A 24,180-nucleotide genomic window follows, 5' to 3' on the forward strand; every position below is an offset into this window, starting at 1 on the left:
TCCCCCTCGTGAATTCAGTTGTCAGTTATCAGTTGTCAGTGATCAGAAATGATTTTCAATCCTGATTCCTGGCCGGTCCCTGAAGATTGCTGTCCCATTCGCCCGGCAATTATTCGAGGCGAATGCGATCTACGTTGTCGTAGCGCGACATGTCGGAGAGAATCACGGTATCGCCTTCTTTCAAACCGTCGAGCACTTGAATTGCGTTGACAGAAGCGCGGCCCACTTTCACCTGAACGCGCTCCGCGGTCTTGTGGTCCGGAGACTCCTTGAACAGACTCAGCGTCGAGTTCTCGTTGCCCAATGCAGGACGCCCGACATAGAGCACATCCTTCAAATGCTCCAGGTCAATTGTTCCATCGACGCTGAGGCCCTTAACTGCGCCCGCCGGAAGGTCTCCATCCAGTTGTACGTCAACGGTACGCGTTCCGTTCAATACCGCGGGGTCGATTCGGGTGACATGTCCCGGAACGGCACCGTTGTGCGTATCTATGGAGGCCGGTAATCCGATTGAAATGTCGCGCGCCTGGGTTTCAGCGATCTGGAGGGCTGCTTTCAATTTGCCTAGCTGAACCACCTCTGCCAGCGACTGACCGGCCGTTACGTGCGAGCCCACCCCCAGAGGAACCGGAAGGGGGTCAACCTCACCCCCGATGCCAGCACGCACCTCGAGCGCCGCCGTTTGCCTCTCATAGAGGGCAAGGAGCGTCTTGGCCTGGTCGATCTTGGCCTGCGAAGAGGCAAGCTGGACTTCGATGGCTTTTTCGTTCACATCGAGTTGCTGCTGACTAAGCTGGCGCTGAGCCGCCAGTTGATCGGCCATGCCCTGCGATTTCGCGCAGGCAATTCCCGCCGTCACGCCTAAGTCGCAAAGGGCTTTGTCAGTTTTCGCCTGCAACTGATCCTGGGTGTAATCGGCGTTGATCTGGGCGGCGGCTGTTTTCTTGTCCATCAAGGCGCTCTGAAGTGTCGCCTGCAGGCTCTTGTACTCGGCTTCGGCACCTTTCACGGCGAGCTTGGCATCGAGCAGCTTCTGCTCCACCTCGGGCGCTGCGAGGTCCATCAGAATCGTGTCCGGTTTGACGATCGTGCCGGGCAGCACACGGATGTGCACAACAGTGGCATCGGTAAGCGCCGGGATGAGCTCAATTGAGTCTTCGCGGGGGACAAGCGTACCGGTTGAGCCGCGGACCTGGCGGGTAAAGTCTCCGTGCTTCACAGTGTCTGGCCAAATGGTTGACGCATCGACCGTGGGAGCTGCCGGCTTGAGCCGGGAAACCAGTACCACCGCAACCGTAAGGACCACCACCCCAATGCCGGCCCAAATATAGAGGCGGCGCCGTTTTTGCTTCTTCAAGTCTGGCCGTGCGATATCCATCACCCCACGATGGGAGCACTTGCCATGCCAAAGGTGACCGGCGGCTAGATATTCGAATTAAACGGGTTATGCGACCTAAGGCTTTGAAGCGAAGGGAGTTGAAGTGACCGGTAGCGGGGCGGATTGTCCGATATCGGACAGTTTCGGATCGCACCCGAGTCAGAGGGTCCGCAAATTTCCGTCACAGCGATTCGACGGCCAAGGCCACCGCGCTGCCCCCACCCAGGCAGAGCGACGCGATTCCCCTTTTTGCTCCGCGGTCGGCCATGGCGTAGATGAGTTTGACCAGCACGGCTGCGCCGCTGGCGCCAATGGGGTGGCCCAAGGCTACCGCTCCGCCGTTGACGTTGACCCGCGCCTGATCGAGGCCGAGTTCGCGGATTACGGCGAGGGCCTGCACACTGAAGGCTTCGTTCAATTCGAAGAGATCAACGGAGTCGAGCGACCAGCCGGTCTTGGCGATGACTTTGCGGACCGCGTCGATAGGTGCGAGCGAGAACCACTCAGGCGCGCGGCCTGCCTGGGACTGGGCGCGAATGACGACCATGGGCTTCAAGTCCAGTTCCCTTGCCCGCTCAGCACTGGTGACGACCACCGCGGCGGCACCGTCGCTGACGCCGGGCGCATTGCCGGCAGTTACGGTGCCACCCGGTTTGAAGGCTGGTTTGAGTTTGGCGAGCACGTCCGCAGTGGTGTCAGCGCGAATGCCCTCGTCGGCGTCAAAGGAGCGAGGCGCCTCGCCTTTTTTGGCGGACGGCACCTCGACGGTCAAAATCTGGGCGCGGAAGTGGCCCGCAGCGGTAGCGGCGGCGGCGCGGCGATGCGATTCTGCGGCGAAAGCATCCTGATCTTCGCGGGTGATGTGGTACTTCTCGGCCACCATTTCGGCGGCAGCTCCCATGTGGAACTGGTTGTAGACATCCCAGAGGCCATCGTGGATCATGGCGTCCACCAGGATGCCGTTTCCCATGCGGTAGCCGGTCCGAGCTTGTGGCAACAGGTAGGGCGCGTTGGACATCGACTCCATGCCACCCGCCACAACAACCTGGGAGTCTCCTGTTTGGATGGCCTGGGCGGCAAGTGAAACCGCGCGGAGGCCCGATCCGCAGACCTGGTTTACGGTCAGCGCGCCGACTTCGGGCGGAAGACCTGCAAAAATGGCAGCCTGGCGGGCCGGGCTCTGGCCCACGCCGGCCTGCAGAACACAGCCCATGATGGCCTCGTCTACCTTTGCGGGTTCAACCCCGGCTCGCTTCACCGCTTCGCGCACCACAAGCGCGCCCAATTTCGGCGCGGTGTAGGACTGCAATGAGCCTTGAGATTTTCCAATAGGCGTGCGGACGGCCGAAATAATGACCACTTCTTTCATCGATTGCCCTCTGCTAAACAGGCCTGCAGACATTCATCTTACGATGCCGAACATTGATGCGCGCGGCGATGCGAATTTTGGTTTCTTTCGGCATCGCCCGATTCCGCCGCGCTCTCTGTAAGGACGCATAGAATGGTTTTGACTCAAGTTACTTCCCATCTCAAAAGGCGGGTTACGAGGTTGCCGCGATTTAACAATACTGAGACTCCTGCGCTACATGGCAAGAGCGTGCAGTGGGCGCAGGGGCTGGTACTCGTCGTGCTTTTCACGACTTCCGTCTTTTTCGCTCTTCGCTTTGACGCTGTCACGGACACTGATGTGTGGTGGCATATGGCCATCGGACGCTGGATTGTGGAACATGGAGCAATTCCGCGCACTGAGCCGTTCTCAGCGTTTGGCGCCGGTAAGCACTTTGAAGCATATAGCTGGCTCTTCGAATTGTTCGTTTTCTGGTGTTATGAAAAGCTGGGATTGGTTGGAATTGTCGTATTCAGCTGCGCAATGACCGTCTCCATCACGGCGGCCGTTCATCACCTCGTTCGGCGGCTGAACTCTTCGTTCTTGCTGGGAGTTGTTACGACGTTTCTGGCTGTGTACACAATGGGGCGCCTTTACACTCCGCGACCATGGTTGGCCAGCATACTCTTTTTCACCCTTGAACTCGACATTCTCATGCAAGCACGCAAGACACGCGAAAGCCGCGAGTTGCTTTGGCTGCCTGTCATTTTTGTTTTTTGGGTAAATATCCATATTCAATTTGTGGATGGACTGGTGGTACTGGGGATTGCTCTTGCCGAAGCTCTTGTGGCGACGCGGTGGTCGACGATTCAAACAAACCTTCGGGCCGCAAAGATAATGTGGGTGTTCCTGGGCTGCATCCTCGCGACGCTGATAAATCCGTATGGGCCGAAGATTTACAAAGTGGCTTACGACCTTGTCGCACAAGGCGCAGCGCTCCCACAAATCCCCGAACTCTCTGCGATCTCGTTTCGAAGCCTGGACGACTGGTGTGTTCTATTCTTTGCGTTGGCTGCGGCTATCGTATTAGCGCGGAAAAATCATCCGTCATTTTTTGAAATAGCCCTTCTTGCGTTCTCGATCCTCACTTCGTTCCGCTCGCAACGGGATGTCTGGGTGCTTGCCATTGTGGGTGCTGCGATGTTGGCTACGGGATTTGCGGAGCAGCAGGCAGACCCGTTTCAATTGACGGTCGCCGCAATTCCATTCGTGGTTTTGGCTTCCATAGCGGGTGGATGGTTCGCGTTGCTCGGAAAGGGCATCAACAACACCGAATTGCAGGAGAAACTCAGTAGCTCGTTGCCCGTTCGAGCTGTCGAAACCATCAAGCAGCAACGCTGGGAGGGACCACTGTACAACGACTTTGGCTGGGGCGGATACCTGATTTGGTCGCTGCAGAAGCCGGTGAGTATGTACGGCAAGACTTCGGTGTACGAAGTAGAGATGTTACTTCGCTCCAACGCGACCTGGAGCGGTCTTGCCGGCTGGGATTCTGATCCTGATCTTTTTGCCGCAAACCTGATCATTGCACCGCGCGGCGCTCCACTTATTCAGTTGTTGAGCCTGCAGCCCTGTCTCCAATCGGCATACCGGGACAATGTTGCCGAGGTTTTTGTGTCACGCAGCTTATCAGCCGCAGATGCTGCTTCATCCACAAGCGCCTTTTGCACAGCAAGGCAAACCGCGGCAAATCGACCGCGATAATTCACCGCGATGCTAGATCCGGCCCGCAATGCGGAGTTCATTGATCTCCGTATCTGTGAAGACGCGGGACCGGATCAGGAAGCGCACCCCCTCGGGATTGTCGAGCGAGAACTGCCCGCCGCGGCCCGGCACTACGTCGAGGAGAAGCTGGGTGTGTTTCCAGTACTCGAATTGGCTGCGGCTCATGTAAAACGGCTCGCCGTCGACCTCTCCGAGCTGCACATCGGAGTCGCCGACCATGAATTCCCCGCGCGGGTAGCACATCGGGGAGCTGCCGTCGCAGCAGCCCCCCGATTGATGGAACATCAACAACCCGTGCTTTTCGCGCAGGACGCGGATGAGGTGGACGGCGAGGTCTGTGGCTTCGACCTGTTTGGGTGGATCGGGCATGCTTCTCCGCGATTTAGAAGAAGCCAAGCTTCTTCGGGCTGTAGCTGACCAGCATGTTCTTCGTCTGTTGATAGTGGTCGAGCATCATGCTGTGGGTTTCGCGTCCGATGCCGGATTGCTTGTATCCGCCAAATGCGGCGTGCGCAGGATACGCGTGGTAACAGTTGACCCAAACGCGGCCCGCCTGAATGCCACGCCCGAGGCGATGAACGCGATTTACATCGCGCGTCCACAGACCTGCACCGAGTCCGTAAAGCGTGTCGTTGGCGATCTCAAGAGCGTCCGACTCATTCTTGAAAGTCGTCACTGAAACGACTGGCCCGAAGATCTCTTCCTGGAAGATGCGCATCTTGTTGTGGCCTTTGAAGACCGTCGGCTGCACATAGAATCCGCTTTCCAGTTCGCCGCCGAGGTGGGCCCGCTCCCCGCCGGCCAGTACTTCAGCGCCTTCCTTCTTCCCTATATCGATGTAGCTGAGAATCTTTTCAAGCTGCTCTGTCGATACTTGAGCGCCGAGCATGGTGTCGCTCTCGAGCGGATTGGCCTGCTTGATGGCCGCCACGCGCTTCAGTGCCCGCTCCATGAATTTGTCGTAGATGCTTTCCTGGATGAGGGCGCGGCTGGGGCAGGTGCAGACCTCGCCCTGGTTGAGCGCGAACATCACAAATCCTTCGACGGCCTTGTCGAAGAAGTCGTCGTCTTCATTGAGGACGTCGGCAAAGAAGATGTTCGGCGATTTGCCGCCGAGTTCCAGAGTTACTGGAATGAGGTTCTGGCTCGCGTATTGCATGATGAGCCGTCCGGTGGTGGTTTCGCCGGTAAAGGCGATCTTGGCTACGCGCGAGCTAGAGGCCAAAGGCTTGCCGGCTTCGAGGCCGAAGCCATTGACAATGTTGAGCACGCCGGGGGGCAGGATGTCGCCAACCAGTTCGGCCCAGACGAGGATGCTGGCGGGGGTTTGCTCGGCGGGTTTCAGCACCACGCAGTTGCCTGCGGCGATCGCTGGAGCGAGCTTCCAGGTGGCCATCAGAATCGGGAAGTTCCACGGGATGATCTGACCGACCACTCCGAGAGGCTCGTGGAAGTGGTAGGCGACCGTATCGTGGTCGATCTCGGAGATGGTGCCTTCCTGCGCGCGGATGCAGCCTGCAAAGTAGCGCCAGTGGTCGATGGCGAGCGGAAGGTCTGCGTTTACGGTTTCGCGGATCGGCTTGCCATTGTCCCAGGTTTCGGCCAAGGCCAGGAGGTCGAGGTTATCTTCCATGCGCTGGGCAATCTTGTTCATCAGAATGGCGCGGTGCGTGGGGCTGGTATGGCCCCAGCTCTCGCGGGCAGCGTGGGCAGCGTCGAGTGCCCGTTCAATGTCCTGTGCGGTGGAGCGGGGAATCTCGCAGAATGTCTTTCCGGTAATCGGAGTTACGTTCTCGAAATACTGGCCGGTAGCGGGCTCAACCCACTTGCCGCCAATGTAATTGCCATAGCGCGGGCGGAAGCTCACCTTATCGCTGAGCTTGCCCGGAATCGGTTCGGTCATTGTTGCCATCGAAATTCCTCCGGGAGATAGGCCGCGCGAAATGGGTGGGGCGCGCAGCGCAGGAATCATACTCCCGCAGGCTAATGGATGGGGAGCCCGGCATTTGAGAACATTTGCGTAAGACTGCAAGTCCGGATGAGGAAGAGCCCGTGGTTACGACAGATCTCCCGGAAAGTGCGCGGGTACAGCCACTTTGGCATGCCGAGTAACCTTGTCACCAAAGTCGGCAGCTTTAGTTCGATGTGATCAAACTGCTTCGGAAAATTTTGGCCAAATCACTGAGACCACTAGACTTGGATTACCAAATGTTACTCGCGCATGGTGACTTGTAGAGGCTGCGGGGTAACCTCTTCGCGGTCACGACAAGGGGATGGCCTCCACACCTTATTGGCATTGTCGGTGATATCAACGCGGCCTATGGTTGCTTTCACGGCAACCTTCAGGACAGCGCCGCATCCCGAGGAACTCTTTTGGCGCTGCAGTCGACCTGGCGGTCATCAGACAACAAGAACCTGGTCTGAGACTGACTCCATTTGCCGTAATACAGGAGGGCTCCCTTGATCAAGGCATCGATTCTTTCCCAGATCTTCAGCATTCGGTTCTCGGCTCGCAAGATTCGCACGATGGTAAGCTCACAGAGTGAAGGAAGCGCACTGGTCGAAATGGGCATCGCGCTGCCTGTGATCCTGCTCCTCATGACAGGCATCTTCTCCTTCTCGGTCGCCCTTTATCAGAAGCTTCAACTGGCTGAGTCCGTGAGCAACGCCGGACGCATGCTCGCAGTCGACCGTGGCGACAGCGATCCCTGCCAGACTGCAACCTCGGCGCTTTACTCTGCGGCGCCCGGGCTCAGCACAAGCAATATCTCTCTTACCTACGTTATTGGCGGCGTCAATTATGGGGCGGGGGTAACGTCTTGTCCCGGTTCGAGCGGCGCGGCCAACGCCAATATGACGGCGGGCGGATCGGCCCAGATCATCGCCACGTATCCCTGCTCGCTCCAGCTTTACGGCGTCAAGTATGGGAGCTGCAACATGGCAAGCCAGATCACGGAGGTCGTGCAATGAACGACCCGATGAATTCAAGCCTCAACCGCCTCTACAGGGACGACTCCGGGCAGGTACTGCCATGGATGGCCTTCCTGATGGTGCTTTTCTGCGGCATGGCCGGCATTACGATTGATCTTGGGCATGCCTACGTGTGCTACCGCGAATTGCAGAGCTCAACCGATGCAGCCGCATTGGCGGGCGCTTATGCCATGACGCTATCGGGAGCGACCACCGCATCGGTGACGAGCCAGGTCGATGCCACAAGTTCGTTAAGCAACAGCAGCAACGCAAATCCCAATTTGAAGAGCGTCACGGTGACTCCGACCTTCCGATGCGTGATGGATTCGAGCATCATCCAGGCGCCGTGTTCCGCCTCGCCGACTGGCAGCAATGTCCTTCAGGTCGTGCAGACTTCAGTCGTGCCAACCTACTTCATTCGCGTGCTGGGAGTTTTTGGGATCAAGGCTGCACAGTCCATCCCGATCAATGCGATGGCAACGGCAACCCCGCTGAGCGGGAAAAACACACAGGTCAACGTGGCCATGGTGGTTGACACCACCGCCTCCATGGGAACGCAGGACAGCGATGTTAATTGCAACAATACGAGGATCCATTGCGCTCTGAACGGAGTGCAAACACTGCTAGGACAACTCACGCCGTGCACGGCCTCGAGCACCAAGACCAACTGCACCGGATTCGATCAGGTAAGCCTGTTTACGTTTCCCAATGTGATTGCCAGCACGGCATCCAACGACACGACCTGCCCATCCGGCAACCCATCGGCTGTGCCGTATTCCACTCCGACGCCCGGTGCACCCTGGAGCGCGCCCAAGGGGGCTTCGGCCACTTACCAGATCAGCGACTATCTTTCCGACTATAGCTCGAACAATCAGAAAGGCGGATCACTGAACACCTCCTCGTCGTTAGCAATCGCGACCGGGGCCTCGGGCTCACAGAACTGCAATGGCATGCAGACACCGGGCGGTGAGGGAACATATTACGCCGGCGTGATCTACGCGGCGCAGTCCTCACTGGCTTCAGCATCCGCCGCGAATCCGGGCTCAGAGAACATCATGATCATCCTGAGCGATGGCGATGCGAACAGCACGAAGATCTCCGGCGGCCAACACTCGGGAAATGTGTATGGGTCGCTCGATGACCAGTGCCAGCAGGCGATCTCCGCAGCTCAGTACGCTACAGGGCAGGGCACCACGGTTTACACGATCGCTTATGGAGCTTCCTCTTCCGGGTGTTCCTCCGACAAATCGGGTCCGCTTGCGGGGCTCTCACCTTGCACTGCGATGCAGGGCATGGCAAGCGCTCCAGGCGACTTCTATTCCGACGCGACGGCATCACAGAACAAGGGACAGTGCGCATCGGGCAACAGTTTTTCGCTGGACTCAATCTTCACCAGCATTGCCGCCAAATTCACGAATGCCCGACTGGTTCCCAACGGCATTGTTTAGAACCAGAAACCATTGTGGGGTGCGGGCCGGAGAGAATGGATCTCCGGCCCGCTGTTTTTGCCTGCTTGTTTCGCGAACACGCAGAGGGTTCGGCGCGAGGAGGATCAGCTGGCTGCGCCCATCGACAGGATCTCGAACAGCGCGGATGCCTTCCGATTCTGGAAGTCCATCTGATCGGCCTTCAACGGCTTGCTGAAGAGGAATCCCTGCACGTCGTCGCACTGCTGTTCGCGCAAGAACTGCAATTGCCGTTCATTTTCGACACCCTCGGCTGTGACCGTGAGATTCAGGCATTTTGCCATTTGGATGATCGCGGCGGTGATGGCCTCTTCATTGCCGTTGTGATGCAGGTCATGGATGAAACTGCGATCGATCTTGAGCTTGCTGACGGGGAGTTGCTTGAGGTAACTGAGGCTGGAATAGCCGGTGCCAAAGTCGTCGATTGCCAGGCGAACACCAAGCGCCTTCAGCTGGCTGAGAACTTCGAACCGCATATCCTCGGTGGCGATCAGAAGACTCTCGGTAATCTCCAGTTCCAGGTGCTCGGGATCCAGCCCTGTCTCCTTCAAGACTTTTCTGACCAGTTCGCAGAATCCAATCTGTCGAAATTGAACAGCGGATACATTCACCGCGACTGGAACCCTGCTGCCGATATTGTGCCAGGAGCGAGCGTGATTGCACGCGGTGCGCAAGACCCACTCGCCAATGGGAACGATCATCCCGTTTGCCTCGGCAATCGGAATGAATTTATCCGGTGGAACCAGGCCGAGTTCCGGATGCTTCCATCGAATGAGAGCTTCCCAGCAGGATACGGCGCCGGTTTGCAGGTTGAACTCGGGCTGGAAGACAAGGTAGAACTCTTCGCGGTCGAGGGCGCCGCGCATGGTGTTGTCGAGTTGGAGGCGCTCAACTGCTTGCGCCGTCATTTGTTCAGAGAAGAAGCTGAATGTGTTGCGGCCCCTGCCTTTGGAAGCGTACATGGCCGCATCGGCATTCTTGATGAGTGTCTCGACGTCATTGCCGTGGTCGGGAAAGATGCTGATTCCGATGCTGCACGTGACGTTGAGCGAATTTCCATTGAGATTGAATGCCGGCTTTAGCTCGTTCGCGATACGCTCCGCAACAATGGCCGCATCGGCGGGCGAATTGATGGGCCCGAGAGTGACAAGGAACTCATCTCCTCCCAACCGGGCAACTGTGTCTTCTTCGCGAGCGCATGCCTGCAGTCGTTGCGCGATGGACTGAAGCAACTCGTCGCCCCGCGAGTGACCGAGGCAATCATTAATGACCTTGAAGCTGTCGATGTCGAGGTGGAGCACGCCCAGCTTTTGCCGTTCGCGTTTCGCGACGGAGATAGCCCTGGAGAGCCGATCGTGCACGAGTGCTCGATTGGGCAGGTTGGTGAGGGAATCGAAGTAGGCCAGAAACTGGATTCGGTCCTCGGCAAGTTTCCGCTCCGTAATGTCGACCAGCGAACCCTCGAAGATTCGGGCCTCGTCGTTCTGCCCGCCCGCTGCTTTGAGGCTGCACAATGCCCAGCCCTGTGTTCCATCCAGCCGCTCAAACGATTGTTCGGTTGCGCTTGTGAAACTTGAATCGGCCACGGTTTCGTGGAATTTCTGCACGATTTGCTCTGCCCGGGCACTGTCTCCAAGCAACTCGTGACGCCCGCGGTATCCAAGCATGCGGGCGCAGGCATCGTTGCAATCGAGAAGTTTGCCGTCAGCCTCGGCGATGTAAAGCCCGGTCAGGTTGCGTTCGAAAATGTTGCGATAGCGTGCCTCGAGCGCCATCTCGTTCTTGAGCTTTGCGGTAATGATGTCGGTCTGTCTATGTACGCGCCTGCGGAGAATGAAGACCCATCCGATGACGGCCAGCGTAGCCATCGTCAGGCCAAAGAGCAAATAGACTGCTCGCTCCGGAGTGAGCCATGTCGGAGAGGAAAGTACCTGAATATCCTGGGGCGACCGGAGAACAACTTCAAATTCCGAGGGGTTGCCGTTCTCATCGGCCTTAACAGCGCAAATGCCTGTCAGCGATATCCGGCTTCCCTCCGCAATATTCAACGGTGATGAGCCGGAATGAGCAAGGTCGGCCTCAAATATCACATGGTCATCGGACTCAACAACCAGAATTTGCTGATTGAGATGCTGGAGATGGTTGGTGAGCGTACCGGTGATGCTGATGAGTTGGGCGTCAAATTTTCCCTTCAGAGCGACTCGGCCGATGATGGGCGTGATCGTTGGCGAGAAATGCTGGCCGGTAGGACGAAAGCTTGCAGACTTCAGGACGGGGCTGAAGTTGCCGGCCGCAGGAAATCCAATGACTTCGACCTGGTCGCCTTCCCTGATCGGGCTTCCGTCCTGGCTCTCCGCATAGAAGCCGCCAGTGCCATCGGTCATATAGATGCCTTGCTGAGGGAACCGCGCAGTGACAGTGCCAACGACCTTCACGCGATGCTCGACAGGAAGATCGGCGGAAAAGCGTCGGACGTCCGCAATCGGAATTGCCGGAACCGCGAAGGGATCTTTGGGAGCGGTCTGGAGGACCTTGAGATTATCGAGCGAAGGCATGAAAATGTGAAACGAGACGAATTGATTCCGGCTGTTGAACGAGGCTCCGCACACTCCGCTGAACCGGACCTTCGCATCAATCAGTTGGACAGGAAAGGGCCCCTGATATCCGGGAACCCTCACCTTGAAGGCTCCGGTGGGCGTAGCGACATCGATCACCAGGACATTCCCTTCAGCCTGCTGGACAAACGAGCGCACAACGCCGTCCAGTTGCACCCATTGGCCGTCGAAGGAACCGGTAGCCGCATCGTCGTAGGAAATAAGCCGTGGTTTCGGCGGTGCCGACTTCCCTGTGACATTCCAGTGCGGATTCTGGATGTAAGGGCTGAAGCCGAAATTCACAATGCCGCGAAGATCGAGTACCTGGCCCGGGGATGGCGGCTTGGCAGTGGATCCGTTCAGGTCGACCCAGATACCGCCAGTGGAGTCTTGCACGAACAGGTTGGGCGCGACCGTGTCGTAGTAGGTCACCACACCCTGCAGATGCGCGCTGAAGCCATTGTTTGTTGTGGCTTTGAGCAGACGGATCTGGTGGACGGAGGTGAGCTCTACGGGACGCGGAGTCTCAGCGATCGTGGGAAGCGCGCCGGCGAAAAGGGCTGGGAAGACAATTTCCAAAAGAAGGATGCGCCGCAAGCGAGGGAAAGCAGGTGCCTTGGCTGGTGTCAATTCCGGTTCCAACTTCCGGTCAACAGCCAGCCGTCTCATCTCTGCTCCCTAAACAATCCAGCGTCACGGTCGAGCAAGATCGCCTTCTTCGGGACCTTGCCTTCAAGAAAATCACCCAAAAGTGTGGTTAGGCTAGCACAGGTTAACTCGTGGGTAACTTCCTCTCTGGTCCAAAGTGGTTACGTTCGAGTACCAGGTCCCACGTGCAAGTCCAGCCTTTGAGAACACTTGGCTCCGTGCGCCAGTAAGTTTCACAGGGTTACTCCGCTTGTCCCGCCCGTAGGGTCCTGGCCCGCCACGAGCGCATAACATTGCTTGTTTTAACGCGATTAGCCCTGATCCGGTGAGGCAAATGGACCGATTTCGCCCCATTTTTATCTGATTTAGAGGATTCATCTCGACAATTTTTGGGTTCTGGTGAAACGGCGCACTGGGAGGCCGCACTATTCCTCGTAAACCGACGCCCTATGCCGACGCCGGGCTCGAACGAGCATGGCTCATTGGGGCCACAGATCGAGAGGAATGGAAAATGAACTCCCCTGCTGTCAGACCCATCGCTCCATCAACTCATCCCGCTCTCGAGTTGATAGCGCTCGCGCAGCTTTCGCCGGAAGAAGCCGGGCAAAGGCTTCGGGCGCTGCTGCTGGCAAACCCGAAATATTTTGGAAATATCCCACCTACGTCCTTTAATGCTGTCCTCAAGATCCAGGAAGACACCACCTACGAGTGCATCTCTTCTGTTGCCTACGACGCCCAGTTCGAGCAGCTCCGCGCCACCATCGATATCAAGCAAACCGTTGGCTACTCAGGCGTAGCGCAGACCAACGGCTCTGAAGAGTTTGTACGCTTTTTTGTTTCTTACGACGGCGGCGCGAAGTGGCTCGACCAGGGGATGCGTTCGGTAAACGTGTCCGACGCACTTGTGCCGAGACCGCTTGCCTACGAGGTGATTCTGCAGATCGTTTCCGCCGGGAAATCCGGTTCTCCGAAGCTGCACCCCAAGGTGCGAGCTATTCTCTCGTGGAACTCACCGCCGCCTGCGGGCGCCCCCACTTGGATCCCGGTCTGGGGAAATGTTCTGGAATCCGATATGGAGATCAAGGATTCGCGGGTGAGCTTCTCCATGGGCATGAAGACCACCGCGGAGATTGAGCTGCCGCAATCTACAGTGCAGGCAACGAAGCTGGAAGAGCGGTCGGGACCGGGTTCTGCCGAGAAACAAAGGCATGTCTCCGCGCCGACATTTCCCTCCTCCAAAACCGATCCGCAGCATCGATTTCTGGCGTACTTTTTTGCCAGGGCGGCTCGACACACTTTGCTGGGAAGTCCGAATCCTGCATTCACGGCATTTGAAGCGCCACTGCGCGCCGTTGCGGCGCCATCGTTTCCAATTCCCAATGCAGCTGAGGCACGATTTGCAGCAGCTTTATGAACAGCATGGGGACTGCGCAAGTTTGAAGGTCCTCCCCCAAAGCAGACGGAGTTCCTCAGAGACTGGGCTCCGTCTGCACCCCAACTACGGAGTGACACGAATGCAGGAAGGTACCAACATCCTGAGCGTTGCCGCACTCACACCCGACGTGCGGCGAGTGAGACGCGGCGCCTTTGAAAATATGCAACCAGGTCGTTGGGGACAACTGCGCCTGAAGATCCGCACCAGTGCAGTTGCCGGTTGGATAATTTGTTTCTCTGATTTCAGCCTTTGGTTCTCTCTTCCTTTGTCGATCTGGCTCAGTACTGGCTGGGTCGGGTTGATCTTCCACTGGCAGGCTATTGCGAGAAGGGCCTGCCAGGCGGAAGTCGCAGCCGGCGATTTGATGTCGCGTCAGCAAACAGAAGGTAATGTCTCTTGACGACGCATACCGATGCAGCGGACACACGAACTGGGGAAATCCAGGAAAATCGAAACCCTCAACGATAGGAAACAGGCTCCGCAACGAGCAGCAGGTGATTCACGTGCCTATTTCAAAACCGGCCTTGCAGATCGCGGGCCCGACCCGAAAGCACAACAATTCGTGCGCACGCCATCCCCGACGCCACCTTGCGCAAGTGACGCCGATGCTATACTTACGTCCTCTCGGGTTGGCGGAGAACGCTTTGCAATTTCGTTCATTCGATGCAAATTACATCGAAAATCTTTGCGCTGGAGACCGGGCTACCCAAGACCATTTCGTCGGGTATTTCTCCGAGCTTCTCCATCTGAAATTGCGCTCGCGGCTCCAGTCCCCGCAGGCGATTGAAGACGTGCGCCAGGAGACCTTTGCGCGCGTCCTTGCCATTCTCCGCAAGGAGAACGCCCTGCGCCAGCCTGAACGCTTCGGCGCTTTTGTCAATACGGTGTGTAATAACGTCCTACTGGAGCACTACCGGTCATCGAGCCGCAGCCAGTCGCTCGACGAAGAGGGCATGCCGGAACCGCAGGCCAAGGGCGCGGACGTCGTAAGCGTAATCGCGTCAAGCGAGTTGAGCGCGAAGGTCCGGGAGATCCTGCTCGACCTGCCGCCGCGCGATCGCTCACTGCTGAAGGCCGTGTTTCTCGACGAACGGGACCGGGATGAGGTCTGCCGCGAATTCGGAGTCGAACGGGAATATCTTCGCGTCCTCCTCCACCGCGCCAAGCAGGACTTCAAGGTCGAGTACCTGAAACGCATGAATCTGGGAATGGGCGCAAATCATGCTGAAACGATTTGGTGATTGAATTCACCATCTTTTGACACCGAGATCTGCCGAAGACCAGGGCGGGTCACTTGAGGAACTGATTCGATGGATCATAACGAAGCAACACAACAGATGGCGGTAGAACGATACCTGCTGGGTGAGCTCAAGCCGGATCTCCGCGATGCATTCGAGGAGCATGCATTTGATTGCCCGGAGTGTGCGGTAGACCTGCGCGCGGGAGCAGCCTTTATCGGTGCCGCCAAAGTTGAGCTACCTAAAATTGCCGAGGCTTCCGCGGCGCTGAGGAAACCGGAGATCATCCGACCAACGAAAAAGAAGATGGATTGGCAATCCTGGCTGCGGCCGGCCTTCGCCGTTCCCGTCTTTGCCGCATTGCTGGCGCTCGTGGCCTACCAGAACCTCGATACGATCCCCGCGCTTCGGAAAGCAGAGAGCGAACCGAGCATACTTCCATCAACCGCTTTCCATGCCGGAACGCGCGGCGCGGCTCACGCATCAGTTCAGGCGGATCGCACAAAGGGCGCGGCACTTTCGATTGAACTTCCGCAGGAATCCGGCTATGCGTCGTTTGCCTTCGATTTGTACGATCCTCAAGGTAAACAGCTTTGGACGCGGACGGTAACTGCCTCCAGAGCTGGATCCGATGGCGATGGAACCGTCTCACTCGTGATTCCCGGCAGCGGATTAACGCAGGGATCGTATCCGCTTGCTATCATCGGCATCGATTCCAAGGGAGCGCGTACCGAAATTGACAGACGCATTCTCGATGTACACTTTGACGACGAGCGTTAACTTTGTTTTGGAAGGTGATAAAAGCATGCCCCCTGCACCACCGAGATATCACGAATATGACGCAGAAGCTGTAGCCCTGTCTGGCAGTCTAAGGTTGCCGCTCATGCAGGAGGTAAAGCCTCCAACGTTCGTGAAACTCAACGAGCGGGGCGGATACCGCTCCCAGCATGCGGAGAATTACAGGCTCGGAGGAGCAGTATCTTTCCGGTCTGCATACACGCAGGTGGCGGGGAACCCCTCCGACAAACCCGGTCACGGGTGGAACACCCTGACCACTGCTGTCCTCGAAGGCCTGAACGTGCTCGACATCGTGACGGCCGATCGCATCGTTTGCCAGATCTCTACGGATCATCCGCCCATTGGATACGTTCCGACCGTCACGTTCCTGGGCACACGATTCGAAAACCTGCGCATCGCGGGCCACACACTCAAGGTCGATCTCGATCTGAACATACTGGGCGACAAGCCGAAGAACGATGGTTCCTACACGAGCAGTCGCGATTTCATCAAGCGCACCGCCGCACAACGCGATCGCATCCAGAGCCAGAAGAATATTCCGACCGAGATCTCCTCGCGTTACAATCGACTTCCTGCGATATCAGCTAAACAAGGGAAGATCGAATGTTCGTTGGTGAACCAGTCGGAGGGAGGCTTTCCGGGGCGGTGCTTCGGAAACGCGCTCGATGTGCCGAACTTCGGCAAAATCTTTCTCGCGACGCTGCTTCTGGAACAAGCGGACTTCGACCCGTCCACTGGCTCGCCGAAAAAGACGACGATCACACTGAACATGATAGAAATGGCGATGGGCTGTGTGGGCGGCGGAGACCTTACGGGCGGCGGCGGCAAGACGAACGGAGGGACGAGACCCTAGTTCGACTCGCGGATTTCGCTTGACAGTAAATTCAACCATATCTACAAGTGGAAGAGGGATCACTCTTTTATGCTCAGTGGGCACTCTTCCGCCCGGCGTCAGGAGTCTGCGAAACAGTTGATTGCTAAGACACGCCCTGCTAACTGACACGATGATGCAGATTGGCAACCCATGGCGAAGTGCTCCACTTTGCCGTTTTCGCTATTCGTGGCTGATCCTCTTGCTATTTGCGCTCCCGCTGCGGGATGTGCGCAGTTTCAATGCAGCAACAGAGTATGACACTGCTCAGCAGCTTTTTGTGCATGGCTTCCTCGAAAAAAGCCAACAAAAAGCAGAACTCGGGTATGAACAATCTCTTGTCTCAAGACCCGAATGGGCATGGAAATTCCGCTTGCTCGATGCACAGTCGATGGTATGGCGCGGACTCTATGCCGAGTCGCTATCGGTCCTTCACGAGCTTTCCGTTCCTTCGAGCGACCTGAACAATACCATCCTGAAGCTCACTCTTGAAGGCATTTCGTTTGCGCGCTTGGGACAGTTTCCAAATGCTGACCAGATGCTCAGACAGAGTGAGGACATTTGTTCGCGCACAACCTCCGCGGCTTGCGGCGAAGTTCTCAGGGCTCGCGGACTGCTGGCTGACGAGCGAGGAGAGCCTGAGAAGGCAAAGGGATTTTTCTTTCAAAGTTTGAATTTTGCGCGCGCACATGGCGACCGTTGGCTGGAAGCTACAGCAATCTTGAATCTGAGCGCAACCTCCCTTCAACAGGAACACTACGACGAGGCAGCGGACTGGTCGCGTTCTGCCTATTCGATTGCCTTGGCTCTGGACGGGGAAGACATCGGCCAGGTTGCATTGGGAAATACCGGGTGGGCATATTTTGAAATGGGCGACCCCGAAAGATCCTTGGAATTCTTTGTTGAGGCAGAGAAAAGCGCCACAAGGCTCGGGGACAAGATTTATCAAGTTCGGTGGCTTACCGCCTTGGGTGATGTGTATTGGAGCACAGAGGATTTTGTTCGAGCCACCCAGTCCTATAGCCAGGCACTCGCCTTTGCGAAGCAGATTAAAAGCAATGAAGACATTGTTAATACCTTGGAAGATCTAGCACATGCCTCGGTCGACGCCGGCAAATTGGAGGAAGCGAACACGTACCTCGCACAGCTCGACCCATTGCTACGTGCCAACGGAAATCGTCTTGATGTGCTCTATGTCGTATTCGCGAAAGCAAGAATTTCTGAAGCGATCCGCCAAGATCAGAATGCAGAGGCGCTCTTTCGCATGGTCGAGAAGGACCCCGCCAGTCAAACTTCTATGCGCCTCGGTGCGGAGCACGCTCTCGCGCAGCTCTTTGAAAGAGAAGGCAACACTACCGCCGCCGATCGCATGTACCGGACATCGCTCACAACCTTCGAGTCCGCGCGGGCACAGCTCAAGAATGAAGATTCCAAATTACCCTTCCTTGCCAATGCCACCGGCATCTACGACGACTACATTCACTTTCTCGTGGCTCATCACAAGACGGACGAAGCGCTTGCGCTTGCCGACCGCAGCCGCGCTCGCACACTGGAGCAGGGACTCGGGGTTGCATCCAGTTCTCCGTCTGTTTCGTATGCGTCCTTCCATCCCCGCGAGATCGCACACCAGACGAATGCGACGCTTTTGTTCTACTGGCTGGGCCAGCGCGAATCCTACCTTTGGGCGATTACGCCGGCGAAGACGAACATGTTCACGCTGCCTGCACGAGGCCAGATAGCGCCGGTCGTTGAACGATACAGCAAGGCGCTGCTCGGGTTGAGCGATCCGGTCGAGACGTCCAATGCGGATGGCGTCGCCCTTTATCGGATGCTTGTCGCGCCGGTTCGCGCATTGATTCGTCCCGCATCGACGGTGGTAGTCCTGAATGACGGCGTACTCAGCCAACTGAACTTCGAAACGCTGATCGCTCCCGAGCCGACTCCGCATTACTTCATTGAAGATGCGACGCTCGTCTCCGCATCGTCTCTTGATTTGCTTGCTTCCGCAAAGCCGCCCGAGCGAACCGGAGACAAGCTCTTGCTGGTGGGCGACGCTGTCTCTCCCAACTCGGATTACCCCGACCTGCCAAAGGCAGCAACGGAAATGGAGCAGATCGAACGGCACTTCTCCACTTCGGAAGTGACTGCCTTTGCTCGAGAGCGGGCAACCGCTGCGTCTTATCTCACAAGCGCGCCGCAGCAGTTTGCCTACATTCACTTCGTGGCCCATGGTGTCGCCAGCCGAACCGATCCGCTCGACTCGGCAATTATCCTCTCCCGCTCGACGGCGGAAGCAGACTCCTTCAAACTGCACGCCCGGGACATCATGAAGCATCCCATCCATGCCCGCCTGGTCACTATCTCAGCTTGCTATGGGAGTGGAACCCGCTCCTACGCGGGGGAAGGGTTGGTGGGTCTCGCATGGGCATTTTTGCGGGCTGGTGCGCACCATGTAATCGGTGCGCTCTGGGAGGTGAGTGAGGAATCGACTCCGCGCCTGATGGGCTCAATGTACCAGGGCCTCGAAGACGGAAAGAGTCCCGCCGAAGCCCTGCGCCAGGCGAAGCTCACCCTGCTGCATTCCAAGGGAGAGTTTCGCAAGCCGTTCTTCTGGGCGCCGCTTCAAATCTACACGGGCGTTTAGCAGAATCGATTTATGAGATTTCTGGGTGGTCAACGGCCATCGCCGGAGCAAGCCCCTCCAGCAACCCTTCCAATGTGGCCTCTCTGGATTCTCCTTCTTCGTTTCAGCTTCGGTGGGCACTCCAGCGCCTCGCTGCGAAAGCGGACTACCTTAATTCCTACGAAAAACAGGATTTCTTTTGTGAATCTTCCTTGAATAGAAGACAATTCCGTGATACTTTGGAGCAACTTTCGGCAGCCTCCCCGCCATGTTCCGAGGCGACTGGCCGACGGAAAACGGTTCCCCGCCGTTCGACAACAACGTTCGATCTACTTCGAATCAACAGATTCACAACGACGTTTCCCACGCATGAAATGGCATTTGCAGTTCTGACATTTTCCAGCGCACCAAGCGTTCGTGTGCAGTAGATCAAGGCTGATCGTGAAGTCCCCGGAACCGTATCACTTCCGCGGTTCCAATTAAGTAACGAACCTCAAAGACTCCGGGGTACGACCCGCGAGCAAGATTCGTTATTTTCGCGCATCAGGCTTTGTAAGCGGTCATTTGGAACGGAATATCTCAGCGATTCAGGATTTTTGCGCGTTTCCCGGACTTCGGTTCAAAGCTCTCGACCTTCGAGACGGGCCAAATGGGGAGCGCCGGAACATCTTTATCGTTGCGGTCATATGCAGAGCCGCCGATTCACTTGAATCGTCGAGCTTTTGCAATTTGTGTGTCCCGGCATGGGACTCAATTCAACTACCTGGAGGGGCAGCTTCATGACGCAGCTTCAATTACGATTCTCAATGCGAGCGATCGCGCTCGTATTGTTTCTGTGTTGTATCGGCGCGACATTCGGATTAGCGCAAACAAATGCGGGTACAGTCGTCGGTACGGTTACAGATCAGAGCGGTGCCGTAGTTCCAGACGCAACCGTCACTCTCACCGATCCTTCAACGAACGACACCCGAACAACGGTCTCAGGGCACACCGGCCAGTATGCCTTTGTCAACGTTGCGCCGGGCAATTACATCATTACCGCGAGCAAGTCCGGATTCGAACTCAACAAGATTGCGAATCAAACCGTACAGGTTGGCACCCAAACCACTGCAAATTTCAAACTGCATGTCGGCAGCGCGCAGCAAACCGTTGAAGTGCAGGCTGCCGGAACCGATCTTCAGACTCTGAACGCGACGGTCGGCAGCACAGTGGAGCAGGAAGCGATCGCAGAGCTTCCCAGCCTCCTCCATGATGCCGGAACTTTCACAACGTTGCAGGTGGGCGTCAGCCCGGACGGCAGCGTGGCGGGCACGGTCGTCGACCAAAGCACGTTTTCACTGGACGGCGGAAACAACACCAATGACATGGACGGCAGCATGTCGGTCTACACGGGATCGTTTGCCGGAGATCCAACAGGTATCGCGAACCAGAATCGCAACGTCGCGGCAGGGGCAACCGGCGTGATGCCGACGCCCCAGGATAGCGTGGAAGAATTCAAGGTGAACGCCACCAACCAGACCGCCGACTTTAACAACTCGGCTGGCGCGCAGGTTGAAGTTGTGACCAAGCGCGGCACGAACAGGTGGCACGGCACCGGTTACGAGTACTACCTCGACAACAACTTCAGCGCCAACACCTGGGATAACAACTCGCATGGAGTTGGCGACTCATATGCGCCTCCTCCCTCTTTTCACTACAGCAAATTCGGCGGCGGCGGGGGTGGACCCATCCTTCCACACTTCATGGGCGGCAAGACCTATTTGTTCGCGCTTTACCAGGGATATCGCTACCCAAACTCCACAATCTACAAGCGCGCAGTGCCCTCGCCAAATCTGAAGAACGGACTCATCACGTTTGGTGGCACGACCTACAATCTCGCCGACATCGATCCGCGCCACATCGGCATCAACCCGATCGTCCAGCAAATGTGGAACAAGTACGAACCGGATGGGGCCGCCGGCTGTCCCGCTTTCGTTTCGGAAACGTGCGATGGCGTAAATCAGTACGAATTCAAGGGCAACTTGAATCTCCCGACAAAGGATAACTTTCTCGTCGGCCGGCTCGACCATGACTTCAGCGACAGGTGGCACTTCATGACCAGCTATCGCTATTACAAGCTGACACAGGCTTCGACCAGCCAGATTGACATCGGAGGATTCTTCACCGGCGACAAACTGGGTCAAGCGACTTCCGTCGCCAGCCGTCCGCAGCAGCCGTGGTACTACGTGGCTGGACTCACTACGAACATTACGTCGTCTCTGACGAACGACTTCCACTTCAGCTATCTCCGCAACTACTGGTCGTGGGCCGACGAGAATGCGCCCCCGCAGATCTCGGGACTCGGCGGAGCCCTGGAGCCGGGCGGTGAAACGGCCACTCCGCTTGCGCCGTTTAACGTCAACACACAGTCAGTCCGCACCCGCTTCTGGGACGGCCAGGACCAGTTCTACCGCGATGACCTGACCCTGGTTAAAGGCAACCACCTGATCACGTTCGGTGGCCAATACCAGCACAACTTCAACTTCCACCAGCGCTCTGACAATGGCGGCGGCATTAACTTCACCCCCACCTACCAGCTCGGGTCGAGTGGAGGAACTGGCGCGGGGAGCGTCGACCTTTCAGACTTGTCAGGCGGCTATCCCACAACCAGAGGGGCCAATCGCCTTGCGGCTGAAGCGCTCGGAATTGTGACTGCAGCCCAGGTGGCTTACACCCGTTCCGGACCAACGCTGGCCCTGAACCCGCCGCTCACGCACGCATTCGATCAGAGCACCATTCCCTACTACAACGTGTACTTCAGCGACACCTGGCACATGAAACCCTCTTTCACTCTGAGCTACGGCCTGGGGTGGACCCTGGAGATGCCGCCGACGGAAGCCAGCGGCAAGCAGACCGTGCTGGTGGATTCAGCCGACGAACCGGTCAAAACCCTCGACTACCTCGCGCAGAAGAAGGCCGCCGCCCTCAAGGGCCAGGTCTATAACCCTGAACTCGGCTTTGCCCTAGTCGGCAACGTCGGCAAAGGAAGCAAGTACCCATACAACCCGTTCTACGGATCATTCAGTCCGCGCGTCGGCGTGGCATGGAACCCGCGCTTCGCGGGCGACGGACTGGGAAGCAAGCTTTTTGGTCACGAAGGTACTGTCATTCGTGGCGGGTATGCCCGCGTCTACGGGCGACTGAATGGTGTGGATCTGGTCCTCGTGCCCCTGCTGGGCGTCGGATTGATCCAGCCAGTGCAATGCACCCAGGCACTGGCAACCGGAGCCTGCGGTCCCGACAACCCAACTGCCACGACAGCCTTCCGCATTGGTGTGGATGGAAACTCAGCCCCCCTCGCGGCAGCCAGCCCTACACTCCCGCAACCGGTCTATCCGGGTTATAACAACGGCGAGAGCTCGGCGGCGGAGGGTCTTGATCCAGACTTCCGGCCAAACGTCTCTGACACTTTCGATTTCACCATCCAACGCCAGATCAACCGTCAGAACACCTTGGAAGTTGGTTACATCGGGCGCCGGATTCAACATGAATACCAGCCTTACAACCTCAACGTCGTGCCCTACATGATGGTCTCTGGCGGCCAGGATTTCAAATCCGCTTATGCGGCTTTGGAAACAGCATTGGGATGCGCCAAATCAGCAGCAGCATGCGGAGCCGCGGGCGTTCCATCGGGCGTCCCCGCGCAGCCGTTCTTTGAAAGTTCACTCGCGGCCTCCGGCTATTGCACCGGATATGCCAATTGCACAGCGGCTGTGGTCGCCAAAGAGTTCGACAACCTCACCTCCCAGTCTGTTTGGGGTCTGTGGTCCGATCTTGACGGCGGCAACTTCAACTTCGGCGCCCCCACGATGCAGAACAATGGGACCGCGACCCACCCCGCCATTGCGTCAAGCGGTCTGGCTCTCAACGCCAGCACCGGTTACGGCAACTACAACGGCTTGTTCCTCACCTTGACGACCCAGAACTTCCATGGGCTGCTGATGCACAACAACTTCACCTACAGCAAAGCTCTTGGAACAGGCGCGTTTGTGCAGGCAACCAGCGAATACACTCCCAACGACGCCTTCGACCTCTCGAAGATGTATGGACAACAGGCGTTCAACCGCAAGTTCGTCTACAACTCCTACATGGTTTGGCAGGAGCCTTTCTACAAGGGCCAGCAGGGCATCCTCGGCCGAGTGGTCGGCGGATGGTCGCTTGCCCCGATCTTTACCGCAGGCAGCGGCGAGCCACTTTATTGTGACACCATCAGCGATGGTCAATCCTTTGGCTCCGCCGACGCCAACAACTACTTCACAAACGAGCAATGCGTCTTCACCAGCAAGTACACCGGCGGCAATTCTTCGCACTATAACGTCGCAGGGTCGAACGGCGTAGGAACGGCAACAGCTGGTTCGGGCAGTCGCGCCGTCAACATGTTCAAAGATCCAGAAGCGGTTTGGAACCAGGTTCGCGCTCCCATCCTGGGCATCGACTCCAAGAATCCCGGAGTCGGTCCAATCTCCGGAACGCCTTACTGGAACGTCGACATGAGCGTCGAGAAAAGCGTCAAAGTCTACGAAAGCGTTGCGCTCAAGTTCTCAGTGATCTTCACCAACGTTTTCAACCACAATGTCCTCGGCGATCCAGCAATGAACCTGGGTGACTCAACCACATGGGGCGTTCAGAGCGGCCAGACCAATATTCCTCGCAAGATGGAGTTCGGCATGCGGGCTAGCTTCTAAACTCCAACTGAACCGAAACGGGCCGGGAGGCACTCTCCCGGCCCGTTTTATTTGTGGCGCTTGACCGGCGAAGAAGAACGAAGAGGCGCCATCCCTTTCAGCCTTGTGCACAAAAATCCACCACGGACAGGATCAGGCAATAATTAGGAAGGATTGAGATACCGCTGCTTCCGCTCGGTCGCATAGTCTGTTCAACGTGCGGCGTTGCTTGCCGGATTAGCTCGTTGTCGCGCATGCTTGTGTTGGGCGGACTCAACGAAGTCCGGGCGACGAACGTTTGCGCATCTTTAATCCAAATCGCGTATCTTCGATTCGACGTGATT

Annotated in this window: 15 protein-coding genes; 10 read left to right on the forward strand and 5 right to left on the reverse strand. The window is 57.2% G+C overall.

Annotation, left to right across the window (positions count from 1 at the left end; genetic code table 11):
- Nucleotides 1-109: 109 nt before the first annotated feature.
- Together VK574_RS15735 and VK574_RS15740 are read right to left on the reverse strand one after the other, a co-directional pair.
- A complete protein-coding gene (locus VK574_RS15735; RefSeq protein ID WP_472800810.1) occupies nucleotides 110-1,357 on the reverse strand; it encodes an efflux RND transporter periplasmic adaptor subunit in 1,248 nt (415 codons plus the stop codon).
- Between the two features lie 202 nt (nucleotides 1,358-1,559).
- A complete protein-coding gene (locus tag VK574_RS15740) occupies nucleotides 1,560-2,747 on the reverse strand; it encodes a thiolase family protein (protein WP_472800811.1) in 1,188 nt (395 codons plus the stop codon).
- A gap of 180 nt (nucleotides 2,748-2,927) precedes the next feature.
- Here VK574_RS15740 and VK574_RS15745 point away from each other — a divergent pair, with 180 nt between their 5' ends.
- Nucleotides 2,928-4,469 (forward strand): hypothetical protein, encoded by a 1,542-nt coding sequence (locus VK574_RS15745; RefSeq protein WP_472800812.1) that lies wholly within the window; start codon nucleotides 2,928-2,930, stop codon nucleotides 4,467-4,469.
- A 12-nt stretch (nucleotides 4,470-4,481) separates the two neighbouring features.
- Here VK574_RS15745 and VK574_RS15750 read toward each other — a convergent pair whose 3' ends face one another.
- Nucleotides 4,482-4,859 carry a DUF779 domain-containing protein gene (locus tag VK574_RS15750; protein ID WP_472800813.1) on the reverse strand — a complete coding sequence of 126 codons (378 nt, stop codon included), beginning with the start codon at nucleotides 4,857-4,859 and terminating at the stop codon, nucleotides 4,482-4,484.
- A 13-nt stretch (nucleotides 4,860-4,872) separates the two neighbouring features.
- Nucleotides 4,873-6,402 (reverse strand): aldehyde dehydrogenase, encoded by a 1,530-nt coding sequence (adh, locus tag VK574_RS15755; RefSeq protein ID WP_472800814.1) that lies wholly within the window; start codon nucleotides 6,400-6,402, stop codon nucleotides 4,873-4,875.
- A 548-nt stretch (nucleotides 6,403-6,950) separates the two neighbouring features.
- On the opposite strand from adh, the gene VK574_RS15760 reads away from it, so the two are divergent.
- The gene (locus tag VK574_RS15760; RefSeq protein ID WP_472800815.1) at nucleotides 6,951-7,460 is read left to right on the forward strand and encodes a TadE/TadG family type IV pilus assembly protein; all 510 of its coding nucleotides are present in this window, start codon (nucleotides 6,951-6,953) and stop codon (nucleotides 7,458-7,460) included.
- Nucleotides 7,457-8,908 carry a pilus assembly protein TadG-related protein gene (locus tag VK574_RS15765; protein ID WP_472800816.1) on the forward strand — a complete coding sequence of 484 codons (1,452 nt, stop codon included), beginning with the start codon at nucleotides 7,457-7,459 and terminating at the stop codon, nucleotides 8,906-8,908. The genes VK574_RS15760 and VK574_RS15765 overlap by 4 nt, the downstream gene beginning before the upstream one ends.
- Before the next feature lie 104 nt (nucleotides 8,909-9,012).
- Here the strand turns inward: VK574_RS15765 and VK574_RS15770 are convergent, their stop codons facing one another.
- On the reverse strand, nucleotides 9,013-12,189 hold the full coding sequence (locus tag VK574_RS15770; protein WP_472800817.1) for a putative bifunctional diguanylate cyclase/phosphodiesterase: 3,177 nt from the start codon (nucleotides 12,187-12,189) through the stop codon (nucleotides 9,013-9,015).
- Nucleotides 12,190-12,679: 490 nt separating this feature from the next.
- Between VK574_RS15770 and VK574_RS15775 the strand changes: the two genes are divergently transcribed.
- The 7 genes from VK574_RS15775 (at nucleotide 12,680) to VK574_RS15805 (ending at nucleotide 23,857) form a co-directional block, all read left to right on the forward strand.
- Entirely contained in the window at nucleotides 12,680-13,582 is a 903-nt protein-coding gene (locus tag VK574_RS15775) for a hypothetical protein (RefSeq protein WP_472800818.1), read from the forward strand.
- Nucleotides 13,583-13,682: 100 nt separating this feature from the next.
- Nucleotides 13,683-14,003: a hypothetical protein gene (locus tag VK574_RS15780; RefSeq protein ID WP_472800819.1), complete on the forward strand. Its 321-nt coding sequence runs from the start codon at nucleotides 13,683-13,685 to the stop codon at nucleotides 14,001-14,003.
- A gap of 244 nt (nucleotides 14,004-14,247) precedes the next feature.
- Nucleotides 14,248-14,844 (forward strand): RNA polymerase sigma factor, encoded by a 597-nt coding sequence (locus tag VK574_RS15785; RefSeq protein WP_472800820.1) that lies wholly within the window; start codon nucleotides 14,248-14,250, stop codon nucleotides 14,842-14,844.
- A gap of 69 nt (nucleotides 14,845-14,913) precedes the next feature.
- Nucleotides 14,914-15,621, forward strand: coding sequence for a zf-HC2 domain-containing protein (locus VK574_RS15790; RefSeq protein WP_472800821.1), 708 nt, complete (start codon nucleotides 14,914-14,916; stop codon nucleotides 15,619-15,621).
- A 103-nt stretch (nucleotides 15,622-15,724) separates the two neighbouring features.
- Complete coding sequence (locus tag VK574_RS15795) at nucleotides 15,725-16,492, forward strand: hypothetical protein (RefSeq protein WP_472800822.1); 768 nt, start codon at nucleotides 15,725-15,727, stop codon at nucleotides 16,490-16,492.
- 391 nt (nucleotides 16,493-16,883) lie between these two features.
- The gene (locus VK574_RS15800; protein WP_472800823.1) at nucleotides 16,884-19,154 is read left to right on the forward strand and encodes a CHAT domain-containing protein; all 2,271 of its coding nucleotides are present in this window, start codon (nucleotides 16,884-16,886) and stop codon (nucleotides 19,152-19,154) included.
- Nucleotides 19,155-19,912: 758 nt separating this feature from the next.
- Nucleotides 19,913-23,857, forward strand: coding sequence for an outer membrane beta-barrel protein (locus tag VK574_RS15805; RefSeq protein ID WP_472800824.1), 3,945 nt, complete (start codon nucleotides 19,913-19,915; stop codon nucleotides 23,855-23,857).
- Nucleotides 23,858-24,180 lie beyond the last annotated feature (323 nt).

The organism is Occallatibacter sp. (genome assembly GCF_035317045.1).
Classification (GTDB): Bacteria; Acidobacteriota; Terriglobia; order Terriglobales; family Acidobacteriaceae; genus Telmatobacter.